Source organism: Variovorax paradoxus (assembly GCF_030815975.1).
In the GTDB taxonomy this organism is placed as follows: Bacteria; Pseudomonadota; Gammaproteobacteria; order Burkholderiales; family Burkholderiaceae_C; genus Variovorax; species Variovorax paradoxus_N.
Genome location: NZ_JAUSXL010000002.1, coordinates 3,773,537 through 3,789,388 on the forward strand (window position 1 = coordinate 3,773,537; position 15,852 = coordinate 3,789,388).

General features: G+C 68.9%; 12 protein-coding genes. 6 read left to right on the plus strand and 6 right to left on the minus strand.

Annotated elements, in window-relative coordinates; translation table 11 throughout:
- The first annotated feature begins 98 nt into the window (after nt 1–98).
- Nucleotides 99–449, plus strand: a complete 351-nt coding sequence (locus tag QFZ47_RS21475) for a hypothetical protein (protein ID WP_307657552.1) — start codon at nt 99–101, stop codon at nt 447–449.
- Nucleotides 450–532: 83 nt separating this feature from the next.
- On the opposite strand, the gene QFZ47_RS21480 is transcribed toward QFZ47_RS21475, so the two are convergent.
- Genes QFZ47_RS21480 through QFZ47_RS21495 form a run of 4 tightly spaced genes read right to left on the minus strand, consistent with a single transcriptional unit; the run spans nt 533 to nt 3,312 of the window.
- Complete coding sequence (locus tag QFZ47_RS21480) at nt 533–1,378, minus strand: LytR/AlgR family response regulator transcription factor (RefSeq protein WP_307657553.1); 846 nt, start codon at nt 1,376–1,378, stop codon at nt 533–535.
- Nucleotides 1,375–2,442 (minus strand): sensor histidine kinase, encoded by a 1,068-nt coding sequence (locus tag QFZ47_RS21485; protein WP_307657555.1) that lies wholly within the window; start codon nt 2,440–2,442, stop codon nt 1,375–1,377. Before QFZ47_RS21485 ends, QFZ47_RS21480 begins: the two co-directional genes overlap by 4 nt.
- Nucleotides 2,439–2,735, minus strand: coding sequence for a 2TM domain-containing protein (locus QFZ47_RS21490; protein WP_307657556.1), 297 nt, complete (start codon nt 2,733–2,735; stop codon nt 2,439–2,441). The genes QFZ47_RS21485 and QFZ47_RS21490 overlap by 4 nt, the downstream gene beginning before the upstream one ends.
- 55 nt (nt 2,736–2,790) lie before the next feature.
- Nucleotides 2,791–3,312, minus strand: a complete 522-nt coding sequence (locus QFZ47_RS21495; RefSeq protein ID WP_307657557.1) for a DUF6622 family protein — start codon at nt 3,310–3,312, stop codon at nt 2,791–2,793.
- A gap of 226 nt (nt 3,313–3,538) precedes the next feature.
- On the opposite strand from QFZ47_RS21495, the gene QFZ47_RS21500 reads away from it, so the two are divergent.
- The 4 genes from QFZ47_RS21500 (at nt 3,539) to QFZ47_RS21515 (ending at nt 12,915) form a co-directional block, all read left to right on the plus strand.
- Nucleotides 3,539–4,879: an efflux RND transporter periplasmic adaptor subunit gene (locus QFZ47_RS21500; RefSeq protein ID WP_307657558.1), complete on the plus strand. Its 1,341-nt coding sequence runs from the start codon at nt 3,539–3,541 to the stop codon at nt 4,877–4,879.
- A 43-nt stretch (nt 4,880–4,922) separates the two neighbouring features.
- On the plus strand, nt 4,923–8,030 hold the full coding sequence (locus QFZ47_RS21505; protein WP_307657559.1) for an efflux RND transporter permease subunit: 3,108 nt from the start codon (nt 4,923–4,925) through the stop codon (nt 8,028–8,030).
- The gene (locus tag QFZ47_RS21510) at nt 8,027–11,263 is read left to right on the plus strand and encodes an efflux RND transporter permease subunit (protein ID WP_307657560.1); all 3,237 of its coding nucleotides are present in this window, start codon (nt 8,027–8,029) and stop codon (nt 11,261–11,263) included. The genes QFZ47_RS21505 and QFZ47_RS21510 overlap by 4 nt, the downstream gene beginning before the upstream one ends.
- A gap of 158 nt (nt 11,264–11,421) precedes the next feature.
- Nucleotides 11,422–12,915 carry an efflux transporter outer membrane subunit gene (locus tag QFZ47_RS21515; protein ID WP_370880601.1) on the plus strand — a complete coding sequence of 498 codons (1,494 nt, stop codon included), beginning with the start codon at nt 11,422–11,424 and terminating at the stop codon, nt 12,913–12,915.
- 99 nt (nt 12,916–13,014) lie between these two features.
- On the opposite strand, the gene QFZ47_RS21520 is transcribed toward QFZ47_RS21515, so the two are convergent.
- Nucleotides 13,015–13,380, minus strand: a complete 366-nt coding sequence (locus QFZ47_RS21520; RefSeq protein ID WP_307657562.1) for an SPW repeat protein — start codon at nt 13,378–13,380, stop codon at nt 13,015–13,017.
- Between the two features lie 109 nt (nt 13,381–13,489).
- On the minus strand, nt 13,490–14,356 hold the full coding sequence (locus QFZ47_RS21525) for a MurR/RpiR family transcriptional regulator (protein WP_307657563.1): 867 nt from the start codon (nt 14,354–14,356) through the stop codon (nt 13,490–13,492).
- A 136-nt stretch (nt 14,357–14,492) separates the two neighbouring features.
- On the opposite strand from QFZ47_RS21525, the gene QFZ47_RS21530 reads away from it, so the two are divergent.
- Nucleotides 14,493–15,827 carry an aspartate aminotransferase family protein gene (locus QFZ47_RS21530; RefSeq protein ID WP_307657564.1) on the plus strand — a complete coding sequence of 445 codons (1,335 nt, stop codon included), beginning with the start codon at nt 14,493–14,495 and terminating at the stop codon, nt 15,825–15,827.
- Nucleotides 15,828–15,852: the final 25 nt, after the last annotated feature.

Sequence of the window (15,852 nt, forward strand, 5' to 3'; positions counted from 1 at the left end):
TTGGCAACGTTCTTCACATTGCGGCGGGCAACCGCTTTGCATTTGGCGCGTTCAATACCTACATGGGCGGGAAACGCCCCAACAAGGAGTCCAAGATCATGAGCCTCACACGTTCAACCTTCTTCAAATGGGCCGCCGCGGGTGTCGTGGCAGCCGGTGCATTGTTTGCGGCCACTTCGGCCAGTGCCCGCGGCGACGTGAGCTGGTCGGTCGGGGTGGGTCTGCCAGGTGTTGCCGTGGGCGTGGGTGCTCCGGCTTACTACCCGGCCCCGGTCTACGCGGCCCCTGCGCCGGTGTACTACGACGCACCGCCCCCGGTGTACTACCGTCCGCCGCCGCCGGTCTACTACCGTCCGGCCCCGGTGTACTACGCGCCGCCTGCCTACTACGGCCCGCCGCGCTACTACGGCCCGCGCGGCTACTACCACGGCCATCGCCACTGGCGCTGAGCGGTGCCCTGCGGGGCATCCGCCCACCAGAAAAGCCGATCCCCACGGATCGGCTTTTTTCATGGGCGTTGTGCCTGTCGATTTCACATGGCGCGAAACAGATGCGCGTAAAGCCGGCTGACCGGGATCTTCTCCGGCCGGCCGCGCAAGTCGAGGTGCAGCTTGCCGGCCTCGTCGCGGTGCACCGCCTCGACGGCCGAACTGCGCACCACCACGGCGCGGTGCACCTGCCAGAAAGTGTCAGGGTCGAGCTGGGCCAGCAGCTGCTTGAGCGGCGTGCGGATGAGGTACTCGTGCGTGGCGGTCAGGACGCGGATGTATTTGTCGGCGGCTTCGAAATACAGCACCTCGTCGATCGGGACCATGCGCACGGTGCTGCCGCCGGCTTCGCTGGCGGCAATCATCTTCAGCGGCGCGGTGGAGGCGGGCGGCGGCACTGAGCCGTTGCCGGCTGCGGCGGCCAGCAGCTGGCGCCACTGCGCAAGGGTTCGCTCGAGCGCCTCGTCGGCTGCGGCCGGGGCCGATCTCGGCGGCTGCTGGCGCGCGCCCAGCACCTGCTGCAGCCGCAGCACGGTCTTGCGCAGGCGCTCGGGCTGCACTGGCTTGAGCACGTAGTCGATGGCCTGGGCCTCGAAGGCGCGGGCGGCGTATTCGTCATAGGCGGTCACGAAGACCAGCTGCGGCATGGGCGCCGCGTCGACCGGCCAGCTGTCGGCCAGCTCGGCGGCCGCACCCAGGCCGTCGAGGCCCGGCATGCGGATGTCGAAGAACAGCACCTGCGGCAGCAGGCGCAGCGCCTCGCGCACGGCGCCGCGGCCATCGCCCGCGGTGGCGAGCACTTGCAGCTCGGGCCATGCGGCGGCGAGTTCGGCCTTGAGGGCCTGCGCGAGCAGCGGCTCGTCTTCGGCGATGAGGGCGGTGGGATTCATGGGCGTGGCGGCAAGGGAAAACTGAGTGTGGTCCGGGTACCGCCCGAAGGCTCGGCGGCCAGGCTCATGCGGCCCTGGTCGCCATACACGGTGGCAAGCCGTTCGCGCACCTGCTCGAGCCCGAAGCCGCTGCCTTCGGAAGGCGGCGCCGCGTCGAGGCCGATGCCGGTGTCGCTCACTTCGATGATGAGTCGGCCGTCGAGCTGCCGCGCGCGCACCGCGATCCTGCCGCCCTCGACCTTGGGCTCCAGCCCGTGGCGGATGCTGTTTTCCACCAGCGGCTGCAGCAGCAGCGGCGGCACCGGCGTGTTGCGCAATTCATCGGGCAGATCGAGCGTGTAGCACAGGCGCTCGCCCATGCGCACGGACATCAGCTCGAGGTAGTCGGCCAGCCGTTCGAACTCGGCCGACAGCGGATGCGCCAGGGCGCGCGAGCCGCTGAGCGTCATGCGCAAATAGTTGTTGAGGCGGTCGAGCATGGCCACGGCGCGCGGCGGATCGGCCGTGATCAGGGCGCGCAGGTTGGCCAGCGTGTTGAACAGCATGTGCGGTTCGAGTTGGGTTTCGAGCAGCTTGAGGCGCGCCTCGGTCGCATTGCGCTGGGCCAGTTCGATCTGGCTGCGCATGTGCTTGCTCCGGCCCAGGCTGTAGAAAAAGAAGCACATGCAGACGGTGGCCGTCACCGTGATGATGATGGTGGTCGCGAGCCTGGGCCCGGTGAAGCTGTGGAAGTCGAGTACCGGCTGATGGGTCCAGGCGTCGCCGATGGCATTGCCTCCCAGGAAGCCGACCGTCACGCCGCCCGCCACCAGCAGGTAGCCCCAGGGGCCGGAGGGCCAGAGAATCTCCTTGTGGCCGCTGATCAGCAGCCGGCCCATGTCGATGAAGAGCCAGCTGATCAGCCCGATCGAGAGCGAATACACCATCTGCGCGCCCCATTCCCCGTGCTGCGTGATCGTCAGCGCCGCGGCAATGAAGCAGCAGAACACGACGGTGACCAGGCCATGCCGGAGCATGCCGCGGACGTTCTCCGCGCGGAAACGAGGGAGCGCTTCAACACTCATCCGCGCTCCCCGGAGCGCAGCGCCCGCCGTTCGCGCTCCACCAGCCGGTCATAAAAACTGCCGCCGGGCGCAATGAACCAGACCACGGCGCCATGCACCAGCAGGCCCAGGCCCCAGCCCATGAGCGGATACACGGCCCAGGTATGGCCGCGCGATGCGGAGAGCACCACGAGCCCGAGGTTGACCAGCACGTAGACGAAGGCATGGATGTACCAGCCCATCTTGGCGCCGGCGCGGCGGCGGGCGCGCTTTTCGATGTCGGGAACGGAGATGTTGGCTTGTGTGGAGTTCATGACGGTTTTCCGATGGACGAATGGTTGGAGGCAGTCGATGAAACAGCCGGCGATCTTAGGCCGCGCGGGCGTCTGCGGCCACGGCGTCGGTGGCAATGGCCAGCTTCCACAGCCGCACGGCGCGCGCCGCGAAGATGCCGCTGAAAGCCCCGTACAGCATCGGAACCGCGACCGCGAAGCCGGCCTGCTGGCGCAGTTCGGGGTGCATGGCGAGCGACGCGCCCACCACGTACTTGGTGAAGAAGATGCCCATCATCAGCACCAGCGGCATTGCGCTGCCGGCCACATGGAACTCGCGCGCCGCACGGTCGTAGCGCGTGCTGGCGGGCAGGGGGTTCTGGAGCACCAGCAGCACCAGCGCGGCCACCGCCACGGCCCAGCCGAGCAGGGCGCCGGGCGAATCGCCGAAGGCCGAGATCACGCCGGCCAGCGAAAGGCCGGTCATGGCAATCGGCATCACCGTGACCTTGGCGAGGCTCACGCTACCGGACAGCAGCTGCTTGCAGCCCAGCCACAGCAGGAGGGCGAAAATGGCGAAGACCCACTTGGGGGTGTGAAGAATGATCTGCAGCAGCATGGCGTTTCTCCGGTTGAAAGACGATTCGATGGGCCGGACTGTGCCGGTGCCCCTGCGCCGCCGCCACGGGCCTGCGACGAAATGCAAGCCGGCGGCGCCAGCTGCAGCGAGCCGGCGCGAAATGCAGCCGTTCCCCGCAGCTTTACCGGCGCTTTACGGTTCATAAGACAGGCGCGCTACGATCCGGCGCTTCACTAGCGGCTGTACTTGCGCACTGCCACACCCCATGGAATCTCCGAACTCCGAGCCTTCTCCCGGCGATTCGCCTGCTGTCCGACCGGCAACCCCTCCTCCTTCTTCGTCTCCGCCTGCGCGGCCGCCCTCGCGCCGCAGGCTCTGGCTCGGCAGTCTGATTGCCCTGGTGCTGCTGCTGGTGCTGGGAGGGGGCGCCTGGTATCTCATCAACCGCAAGGGCAGCTCCGCCGGCGGGCCGGGCTTCGGTGGCGCGACCGTCACGGTGGGCAATGCGGCGGCGCGCGAAATCGAGCTGCCGGTGACCATCGATGCGCTCGGCACCGTCACGCCGCTCGCGACCATCACGCTCAAGGCGCAGGTCGGCGGCGTGCTGACCGAGGTGCTGTTCACCGAAGGACAGACGGTGGCAAAGAACCAGTTGCTCGCGCGCATCGACCCGCGGCCCTACGAGCAGGCGCTGATGCAGGCCCGCGGCACGCGCCAGCGCGACGAGGCGCAGCTCGAGGCCGCGCGCGTCACGCTCGGGCGCTACCGCACGCTGCTGGGGCAGGACTCCATCGCGCGGCAGGACGTCGACACCCAGGCCGCGCTGGTCCGCCAGCTCGAAGGCACGGTCACCACCGACCTGGCGGCCGAGGCCGCCGCCAAGCTGAACCTCGACTACACCCGCATCACCTCGCCGGTGGCCGGCCGCATCGGCCTGCGCGCCGTGGATGCGGGCAACACCGTGACGGCCAACGCGACCACGGGCATCGCGGTCATCACGCAGATGAACCCGATCGACGTGCAGTTCTCGGTGCCGCAAGACCGCGTGCCCGACATCCAGGCGCAGCTTGCCAAGGGCGAGCCGCTGCCCGTTACCGCCTTCGACCGCACCCGCGCGGCGACGCTCGACACCGGCACCTTCTCGACGCTCGACAACGTGGTCGACACCACCACCGGCACGGTGAAGGCCAAGGCGCGCTTCGGCAATGCGCAGACCACGCTGTTCCCGAGCCAGTTCGTCAATGTGCAGATGCTGCTGCGCAAGGTGCGCGCGGTGGTGGTGCCGGTGACGGCGGTGCGCACCGGCCCCAACGGCGACTACGTGTATGTGATCAACGAAGACCGCACGGTGTCGATGCGCGCGGTGAAGCGCGGCGAGGCCAATGCCGAGGTGGTGGCCATCACCTCGGGCCTGCGGGCCGGCGAGAACGTCGTGACCGAGGGCGGCGACCGCATCAAGGACGGCGCGGTCGTGCAGCTGCAGGGCGACCGGCCCGCGGCAGGCCCGCGCGGCGGCGCTTCCGGGCCGCGCGGCGCGGCTTCGGGCCCGCGCGGGCAGCGCGGCGAAGGCGGTGGAGAGCGGCGGCGCCAGCGCCCGCCGCAATGACGAGCACCACCCACAACCCACGGAACCAGCGAGCGCGTTCGCGATGAGCCCTTCCCGCCCCTTCATCGAACGGCCGGTGGCCACGGCGCTGCTGATGGTGGCCATCGTGCTGGCCGGCCTGGTGGGCCTGCGGCTCTTGCCGCTGGCCGCGCTGCCGCAGGTCGACTACCCGACCATCCAGGTGCAGACCCTCTACCCCGGCGCCAGCCCCGAGGTCATGAGCCGCACCGTCACGGCCCCGCTCGAGCGCCAGTTCGGCCAGATGGCGGGCCTGAACCGCATGAGCTCGGTGAGCTCGGCGGGCGTGTCGATCGTCACGCTGCAGTTCGCGCTCGACCAGACCCTGGACGTGGCCGAGCAGCAGGTGCAGGCCGCCATCAACGCCGGCGGTTCGCTGCTGCCGGCCGACCTGCCGGCGCCGCCCGTGTACGCCAAGGTGAACCCGGCCGATGCGCCCATCCTCACGCTGGCCGTGAGCTCCCAGACCATGCCGCTCACCGAGGTGCAGAACCTCGTCAACACGCGGCTCGCGCAGAAGATCAGCCAGGTCGGCGGCGTGGGGCTGGTGTCGCTCTCGGGCGGGCAGCGGCCGGCCGTGCGCATCCAGGCCGACACCAACGCGCTCGCGTCGGTGGGCATCGGGCTGGACACGCTGCGCAGCGCCATCACCGCGGCCAACGCCAACAGCGCCAAGGGCAGCTTCGACGGACCGCGGCGGGCCTACACCATCAACGCCAACGACCAGCTCGTGACGGCGGACGACTACAAGAACCTGATCGTCGCGTGGAGGAACGGCGCGCCGGTGCGCATGACCGACGTGGCGCGCGTGGTCGACGGCGCCGAGAACACGCAGCTGGGCGCCTGGGCCGCGCTGCGCGCCGGCGAGCAGCCGGCCACGCTCTATCCCGCGATCATCCTCAACGTGCAGCGGCAGCCGGGCGCCAACGTGATCGGCACGGTCGATGCCATCAGGAAGCAGCTGCCCGAGCTGCAGGCCTCGCTGCCGGGCTCGCTCAAGGTGGAGGTGCTGAGCGACCGCACCACCGGCATCCGCGCCTCGGTCTCGCACGTGCAGCTCGAGCTCGGCCTGGCCGTGGTGATGGTGGTGCTGGTGATCTTCTTCTTCCTGCACAGCGTGCGCGCCACGGTCATTGCCAGCCTGGCGGTGCCGATCTCGCTCGTGGGCACTTGCGGGCTGATGTACCTGCTGGGCTACAGCCTCAACAACCTGAGCCTGATGGCGCTGACCATTGCCACCGGCTTCGTGGTGGACGACGCGATCGTGATGATCGAGAACATCGCGCGCTACCTGGAGGAGGGCGATCCACCGTTCAAGGCCGCGCTCAAGGGAGCCACGCAGATCGGCTTCACCATCATCTCGCTGACGGTGTCGCTCATCGCGGTGCTGATTCCGCTGCTGTTCATGGGCGATGTGGTGGGGCGGCTGTTCCGCGAGTTCGCCGTGACGCTGGCCATCACCATCCTGATCTCCGCCATCGTCTCGCTCACGCTGGTGCCGATGATGTCGGCGCGCTGGCTCAAGCCGCAGGCCGAGGAGGGCGGGCGCTTCGGTGCCAGCGTGCAGCGCTTCTTCGAGCGCGTGATCGCACGCTACGACGTGTGGCTGCAATGGGTGCTGCGCCACCAGCCGCTGACGCTCATCGTGGCGGTGGCGACGCTGGCGCTCACGGTGCTGCTCTACGTGGTGATTCCGAAGGGGCTGTTCCCGACGCAGGACACGGGGCAGCTGCAGGCGCGCATCGAGGCCGCGCAGGATGTGTCGTACACGCGCATGGCCGAGCTGCAGCAGCAGGCCGCCAATGCGATCCTGGCCGACCCCGAGGTGGCGAGCGTGAGCTCGGTGGTGGGCGTGGACGCGGCCAACAACACGGCGCTGAACACCGGCAGCATGCTCATCAACATGCGCGCCGACCGCGGCAACCAGGAAGACACGATGCAGCGCCTGCGCGAGCGGGTGCGTGCGGTGGCCGGCGTGACGCTGTACCTGCAGCCCACGCAGGACCTGACCATCGACGCCGAAACCGGCCCGACCGAATTCCGCGTCTCGCTCGAAGGGGTGGACACCAACACCGTCGATGCCTGGGCGCAGAAGCTGGTGGAGCGCCTGCGCACGGAGCCGCTGGTGCGCAACCCCACCACCAACGCCGGCGCGAAGGGCCTGGCCGCGTACGTGGACATCGACCGCAACACGGCCTCGCGCCTCTCGGTCACGGCCAGTTCGGTGGACGACACGCTCTACAGCGCATTCGGCCAGCGCATCGTCTCGACCATCTTCACGGAGACCAACCAGTACCGCGTGATCCTGGAGGCGCAGCGCGAGGCCCTGGCCTCGCCGCAGCTGCTGGGCAACCTTCAATTGCGCACCGGCGGCGGCAGCGCAACCACGCTGTCGTCGATTGCCACCGTGCGCGAGCAGGCCGCGCCACTGCAGGTGACGCACGTGGCGCAGTACCCTGCCGCTACGGTGGGCTTCGATACGGCCGAGAACGTGGCACTCGGTAAATCCGTGGCGGCCATTCGCGCGGCGGCCAAGGAAATTGGCATGCCGGCGAGCATGACCATGAGCTTCCTGGGTGCGGCGGGAGCCTACGAGAAGTCGCTGTCCAACCAGCTCTGGCTCATCCTCGCGGCGGTGGTGTGCGTGTATATCGTGCTGGGCGTGCTGTATGAGAGCTACATCCATCCGCTGACGATTCTCTCGACGCTGCCCTCGGCCGGCGTGGGCGCGCTGCTGGCCTTGATGGTCACGGGCAACGACCTGGGCGTGATCGGCATCATCGGCATCATCCTGCTGATCGGCATCGTCAAGAAGAACGCGATCATGATGATCGACTTTGCCATCGACGCCGAGCGGCGCGAGGGCAAGTCGCCGCAGGAAGCCATCCACCAGGCGGCGCTGCTGCGCTTCCGGCCCATTTTGATGACCACGCTGGCGGCGCTGTTCGCGGCGCTGCCGCTGATGTTCGGCTGGGGCGAAGGCGCCGAGCTGCGCCGGCCGCTGGGCCTGGCCATCTTCGGCGGGCTGGTGGTGAGCCAGGTGCTCACGCTGTTCACCACACCGGTTGTCTACCTGGCGTTCGACCGACTGGGCCGCCGCTTCGGGCCCAAGCGGGAGGCCGCAACCGCATGAACCTGTCCAGGCCCTTCGTCGAGCGCCCGATTGCGACGGTCCTGTTGACCATCGGCATTGCCCTGGCCGGGATTGCGGCGTTCTTCGTGCTGCCTGTGTCGCCGCTGCCGCAGGTCGACTATCCGGCCATCTCCGTCACCGCGAGCCTTTCGGGTGCGAGCCCGAGCACCATGGCGTCGAGCGTGGCAACGCCGCTGGAGCGCCGGCTCGGGGTGATCGCGGGCGTCAACGAACTGACCTCGACCAGCTCCAACGGCTCGACCCGCATCAGCTTGCAGTTCGACCTCAAGCGCAACATCGACAGCGCCGCACGCGAGGTCCAGGCGGCCATCAACGCGGCGCGGGCCGACCTGCCGGCCACGCTGCGCAGCAACCCCATCTATCGCAAGCGCAACCCGACCGCGGCACCCATTGCGATCCTGGCGCTCACTTCCAAGACGCGCACGCCGGGCCAGATCTACGAAGCCGTGTCCAACATCGTGAGCCAGAAGCTCTCGCAGGTGGAGGGCGTGGGCGAGGTCGAGATCGGCGGCGGCTCGCTGCCGGCGGTGCGGGTGGAGCTGGAGCCTTTCTCGCTCAACCGCTTCGGCATCAGCAGCGAGGACGTGCGCGCCGCCATCCAGGCCAACAACGCCAACCGGCCCAAGGGCGCGATCGAGAACGACGAGCGCCGGCTGCAGATCTACACGCCCTCGCCGGGCCGCCACGCCGTGGAGTACCGCGACATGGTGATCGCCTGGCGCAACGGTGCGGCCGTGCGGCTGGGCGACGTGGCGCGGGTGATCGACAGCGTGGAGAACACGCGCACCCTCGGCCTCTTCAACGGCCAGCCCGCGGTGGTCGTGCTGGTCACGCAGGAGCCGGGCGCCAACATCATCGAGACCGTGGACGGCGTGCGCGAACTGCTGCCCGAGCTGCGCGCGCAATTGCCGCAGGACATCGAGGTGCAGGTGGCCTCCGACCGCACCAACTCCATCCGTGCGTCGCTGCGCGAGATCGAGGCCACGCTCATGATCTCGATTGCGCTGGTGGTGCTGGTGGTCGGCCTGTTCCTGCGCCGAGCGCGCGCCACCATCATTCCCGCGGTGGCCACGGTGGTGTCGCTGCTCGGCACCTTCGGCGCGATGCACCTGCTGGGCTACAGCCTCAACAACCTGAGCCTGATGGCGCTCACGGTGGCCACGGGCTTCGTGGTGGACGACGCCATCGTGGTGCTCGAGAACACCAGCCGCCACATCGAGGCCGGCATGGACCGCATCGAGGCGGCCCTGCGCGGCGCGCGCGAGGTGGGCTTCACCGTGATGTCGATCAGCCTGTCGCTGGTGGCGGTGTTCATTCCGCTGCTGTTCATGGACGGGCAGATCGGCCGGCTGTTCCGCGAATTCGCGGTCACGCTGTCGGTGGCGGTGCTGATCTCGCTGGTGATCTCGCTCACCACCACGCCCATGCTGTGCGCCGTGCTGCTGCGGGCCGAGGAGCCCGGCGCCAAGCCGCCGGGGCGCCTGGCGCGCATGTCGGAGAGCGTGTACCAGTGGAGCCTGCGCACCTATGCCCACAGCCTGGACTGGGCGCTTGCGAGCAAGGCCGTGGTCATGGTGGTGCTGCTGGCGGTGGTGGGCCTCAACGTGTACCTGTTCTCCGCCATTCCCAAGGGCTACTTCCCCGAGCAGGACAACGGCCAGCTCAACGCGGGCCTGCGCGCGGACCAGAGCATTTCGTCGGTGGCGCTGAGCGAGAAGCTGCGCCAGGCGGTCGACATCATCCACAAGGACCCGGCGGTCGATACCGTGGTGGGCTTCGCGGGCGGCAGCCGCTCGGGCGGCGGCTTCATGTTCGTCAACCTGAAGCCGCTGTCTCAGCGCACCGAGAAAACCGCCGCCGTCATCAACCGGCTGCGGCCGCAGCTCAACCAGCTCACCGGCCTGCGCGTGTTCCTGAGCCCGGTGCAGGACCTGCGCATGGGCGGGCGTTCGAGCAACTCCACCTACCAGTACACGCTCAAGGGCGACAACCTGGCCGACCTGCGCACCTGGACCGCCAGGCTGGCCGACCGGCTGCGGCAGGAAACCGCGCTGACCGACGTCGACAGCGACCAGGCCGACAACGGCGTGGAGACTTATGTCGATGTCGACCGCGAAAGCGCCGCGCGCCTTGGCGTGACCTCGGGCGCGGTCGACAACGCGCTCTACAACGCCTACGGCCAGCGCTCGGTCGCCACCATCTACGACGAGCTCAACCAGTATTCCGTGATCATGGAGTGGGCCCCGCGCTACCAGCGCGCGCCCGTGGTGCTGAAAGACCTGTACGTGCCTTCGACGCTCACCACCAGCACCACCGCCACCGGCGCCACCACCGTGAGTTCGCTGGCCAACACCACCGACGCGAGCACCGGCACCTCGACCACCACGTCGGCCAACCCGGGCCTGCGCACCGCTTCCACCGGCCAGGCGCTGGCGGCCAACACCACGCTCATGGTGCCGCTCTCGGCCATTGCCAAGGTGAGCGAGCGCGCGGTGCCGAGCTCCATCGATCACCAGGACACGGAGCTTGCAAGCACCGTCTCTTTCAACCTGGCAGAGGGCGCGACGCTGCAGGACGCGCGCCGCGTCGTAGCGCAGGCCGAGGCCGACATCGCGATGCCCGTCAACGTGCGCGGCAGCTTCCAGGGCACGGCGCTGGCGGCGCAGCAGTCGCAGGGGCAGCAGCTGGCGCTCATCCTGGCGGCGATCGTGGTGATCTACATCGTGCTCGGCGTGCTCTATGAAAGCCTGATCCATCCGATCACGGTGCTGACCACGCTGCCTTCGGCGGGCGTGGGCGCGGTGCTGGCGCTGCTGCTGTTCCGCATGGAGTTCTCGATCATTGCGCTGATCGGGCTCTTCCTCTTGATCGGCATCGTGAAGAAGAATGCGATCCTGATCATCGACTTTGCGCTCGAGGCCGAGCGCGCGCGCGGCATCTCGGCCGTGGAAGCGGTGCGCGAGGCCTGCATGCTGCGCTTCCGTCCGATCCTCATGACCACGCTGGCCGCCGCGCTGGGCGCGCTGCCGCTGGCCATCGGCTTCGGCCAGGGCGCCGAGCTGCGCCAGCCGCTGGGCGTGGCGATCATCGGCGGCCTGGTGGCGAGCCAGCTGCTCACGCTGCTGACGACGCCGGTGGTCTACGTGCTGCTCGACAAGCTGCGCCGGCGCTCGGGCAACGAGCGGCACCTGAGCCGCGCCGCGAGTATATGACCCACCCCCGTCCCTCGCTCACTTCGTGTAGCTCGACTCCCCCCTCGAGGGGCAACACCGGCGGCCCGGCAAAGCCGGTTCCGCGGTGTTCCTGGCCTGGAACTGCGCGGTTTCAGCCGCCGTGGGCGAAGCGATAGCGTGGTGAAAGACCCAGAAGAATGAACGAAGCCGCCATGACACAACGACAACGCATCCTTTCGCATCTGCCCGGCAGGCTGTCCGCCCTGGCATTGGCCGCCGTGCTGGCCGGCTGCGCCGTGGGCCCTGCCTACCAGGTGCCCACCGCGGCCATGCCCGCGGGATGGAAGGAACAAAAGACCGCCGAGGGCTGGCTGCCCGCGGCGCCGGCCGATGCGCTCGACCGCGGCGAATGGTGGAAGCTCTTCGGCGACGCCACGCTCGACGAGCTGGCCGCCCGCGTGCAGGTGTCGAACCAGAACATCGCCGCGGCCGTGGCCAACTATGCGCAGGCCCAGGCGCTGGTGCGGGGCGAGCGCGCCGCGCTGTTCCCCACGGTTTCGCTCGACGGCAGCGGCCGGCGCAGCGGCAACGTCGGCGGCACCAGCAATGCGGCCAATGCATTTTCGGCGACGCTGGGCGTCGACTGGGCGCCCGATGTGTGGGGGCGCCTGCGGCAGGCCGTGAGCAGCGCGCAGGCCAATGCGCAGGCCAGCGAGGCCGACCTGGCGTCGGCGCGCCTGTCGGCTGTCGGCGACCTGGCGATCAACTATTTTTCGCTGCGCGAAGCCGATGCCGAGATCGTGCTGCTCGACCAGACCATCGAGGGCTACCAGCGCGCCTTCGAGATCACGAGCAACCGCTACAAGGCCGGCATCGCCGCCCAGACCGACGTGCTGCAGGCGCAGACCCAACTCGTGAACGCGCAGGCGGAGCGCGTGGGCCTGCAGCGCACACGAACGACGCTGGAGCATGCCATTGCCATGCTCGTGGGCGTGGCGCCCGCCGACTTCAGCCTGCCCGCGGCCCAGTGGACGCCGACGGTGCCGGGCATTCCCACGGGCGTGCCTTCCACGCTGCTGCAGCGCCGGCCCGACATCGCGGCGGCCGAGCGCGCGGTGGCCGCGGCCAATGCGCAGATCGGCATTGCGCGTTCGGCGTACTTTCCCAACTTCGGGCTCAGCGCTTCGGTGGGCAGCAGCGCGAGCCGGGTGAAAGACCTGTTCAACGCGTCCAACACGCTCTGGGCGCTGGGCCTGTCGGTCGCGCAGGTGGTGTTCGATGCGGGTGCCATCGGCGCCACGGTCGACTCGGCCAAGGCGGCGCACGAAGCCAGCGTGGCGCGCTATCGGCAAACCGTGCTCACCGCCTTCCAGGCGGTGGAAGACCAGCTCACTGCCGGCGCCGCGCTGGCGCAGCAGGAGGGCCTGCGGCGCGAAGCCTCGGCGGCGGCCGACAAGACCGAGCAGCAGTTGCTCAACCGCTATCGCGCGGCCCAGGTGAGCTATACCGAGGTGGTCACGGCGCAGGCCGCCGCCCTCAGCGCGCGACGCACGCTGGTGCAGCTGCAGGTGAATCGCCAAAGCGCCGCGGTGGCGCTGATCCAGGCCCTGGGCGGCGGTTGGCAAGCCGCCTGGGCAGGTGAGACGCCGCCAGCGACGGCACAGCCTGTCTCCCTCCGCCAAGCGGAGTGAAGTCGTTGCCATACGGGAATGGGCGGCTGCCCATCCCCTCAGCCCCGCTGCGTGTTGCGCGCGGGGCCGCTTTTCACGACGCGATCGTCGCCTGCGCGGTCAATGCGCGTGGCTGTCCATGCTGCCGCCCAGGTAGTCCTTGTCGGTGACGAGTACCCACAGGGCGAGCACCAGGATGGCCGCAGCCACGAGCACTGCGTTGACCATCGCCTTCTCGACCGTGGCAAAGCCGAGCACCCAGGGCGACACGGCCAGCCAGATGGCGAGCGCGCCTTCGGTCCATTCTTCCCATGCACGCGGTACCAGGGTCGCCCCCAGCGCCACGGCGCCCAGCAAGACACCTGTCGCCACTGCGCTCCACATTGCGGCTGTGACGCCCTGGAAGCCCAGGACCCAAGGCGAGATGATCAGCCACGCGCCCAGGGCGACGTTGACCGGATCTTGCCAATGCTTCACTTGCTTCATGGTCATTACCTCCTGTCGCGACACAAAACCGCGACAGCGGTTGGACCGCGCCGATTCGGCAGGGTTCCGCGATGCGGCACTGCAGCATGAGATCGGATCCGATCTGCGCCTAGCCCCCGCGCGCCACCGGCGCCACCAGATAGGCGCCCGACTCGAACAATTGCGCCTCGGCCTGGTCGATGCGCCGGATCACCGGTTTTCCCGCGCGGCTCGCGAGCAGTTCGACCAGCGCTTCGGTCACCGCCACGCCGGCCGCCACCGACGGAAAGAACGAGGGGCTGTTGATCGTGAAAAGCAGCGTTTCGTCCGCCAGCAGTGACAGCGGCGAGGCCACGCTGTCGGTGATGGCCACGATGCGGCAGCCGGCGGCCTTGGCGGCTTCCGCGACCTGCAGCGCCTCGCGCGAGTAGGGCATGAAGCTGGCCACCACCAGCGCGTCGCCCTTGGCGAAGGCGCGCTGCTGCATCTCGAGCGAGCCGCCCTGGCCGTCGACCAGATGCACGCTGGCGCGAAAGAGCCGGTACACGTAGACGAACGAGAACGCGATCGGAAAGCAGGCCCTGAAACCCGCCGCATGCACGGCCGGCGCCTTCTCGATCAGCGCGCAGGCCTTTTGCAGCGCCTGCTCGCTTTGCTGGTGCGTGGCCTCAAGGTTGCGGCGCTGCACCTCGAACATCTCGGCCGTGAGGCTTCGGTCCTGCGCGCGGCCGATGAGCTGCTTGGCACGTCCGCCGTAGGTTTCGCTGCCCAGGCCCATGTCGCCGGCAAAGGCTTCCTTGAGCTGCGGCCAGCCCGCGTAGCCCAGCTGCTGCGCAAAGCGCACCAGCGTGGCCGGCGTGCTGTGTGCGCGCGTGCCGACGTTGCGCATCGACGCGGTCACCACTTCGTTGGGATGGTCGAGCACATAGCGCGCCACCTGCTGCAGGGCGGGGCTCAGTTCGTTGAAACGCTGGCGGATCTGGTCTCTGGCGCCCATGGCGGGGTCTCTCTTCTGGCGGTCGTTGGAACGAATGTACCGGACATGGAACGGTGGAACAGTTGACGGAACAAATGTTCCAAATAATAATCCATCGGAAACGTTAGTTCCAAACCCGTCTCCATCGCCGATCGCCATGACGCACGTCTTCCACCGCCACCTTCGCCAGACTCCGCCCGTTGCCGCCGGCTCCGCGGGCATGTTCATCCGCGACGCGCAAGGGCGCGAATACCTCGATGCCTCGGGCGGCGCCGCCGTGTCGTCGCTCGGCCATGCGCACCCCGAGGTGCTGGCCGCCATGCATGCGCAGCTCGACCGGCTGGCGTATGCGCACACCAGTTTCTTCACCAGCGAAGCGGCCGAACAGCTGGCCGACGAGCTGATTGCTTCCGCGCCTGAGGGCATGAGCCATGTGTACCTGGTGAGCGGCGGCTCCGAGGCGGTGGAGGCGGCGCTCAAGATGGCGCGGCAATACTTCGTCGAGATCGGCCAGCCGCAGCGCACGCACTTCATCGCGCGCCGCCAGAGCTACCACGGCAACACGCTGGGTGCACTGGCCGTGGGCGGAAACGCATGGCGGCGCGAGCCGTTCGCGCCCATCCTGGTGCCGGCCACGCATGTGGCGCCGTGCTATCCGTACCGCGAGCAGCATGCTGATGAAAGCGCCGAGCAGTACGGCCTGCGCCTGGCGGCCGAGCTCGAAGCGGCCATCGTCGCGCAGGGTGCCGATCGAGTGATCGCCTTCGTGGCCGAAACGGTGGGCGGCGCCACGGCCGGCGTGCTCACGCCGGTGCCGGGCTACTTCAAGGCGGTGCGCGCGGTGTGCGACAAGTACGGCGTGCTGCTGATCCTCGACGAGGTGATGTGCGGCATGGGCCGCACCGGCACGCTGCACGCCTGCGAGCAGGAGGGCGTGGTGCCCGACCTGATCACCATCGCCAAGGGCCTGGGCGGCGGCTACCAGCCGATCGGCGCGGTGCTGGCGCAGGGCCGCGTCGTCGAGGCCATGTCGAAAGGCAGCGGCTTCTTCCAGCATGGCCACACCTACCTCGGCCATCCGATGGCCTGCGCGGCGGCACTCGCGGTGCAGCAGGTGATCCGGCGCGACGGCCTGGTTTCCAAGGTGCGCGAAGACGGGGCCGCCTTTGGCGCCATGCTGGCCGAGGCGCTCGGCGGCCATGCGCATGTGGGCGACATCCGCGGCCGCGGATTCTTCTGGGGCATCGAGCTGGTGGCCGACCGCGCGAGCAAGGCGCCGTTCGATCCCGCGCTGAAGGTCAACGCACTCATCAAGAAGGACGCCATGGCGCGCGGCCTGCTGTGCTATCCCTTTGGCGGCACGGTCGATGGCCGGCAGGGCGACCACGTGCTGCTCGCACCCCCCTTCATTGCCACGCGGCAGGACTTGCAGGAAATCGTGGCCCGCCTCGCGGCTTCCATCGACGCGGTGACGAGCGCCGCCGCGCGCTGACCGCTCTCAGTTTTCTTTCGCTGTT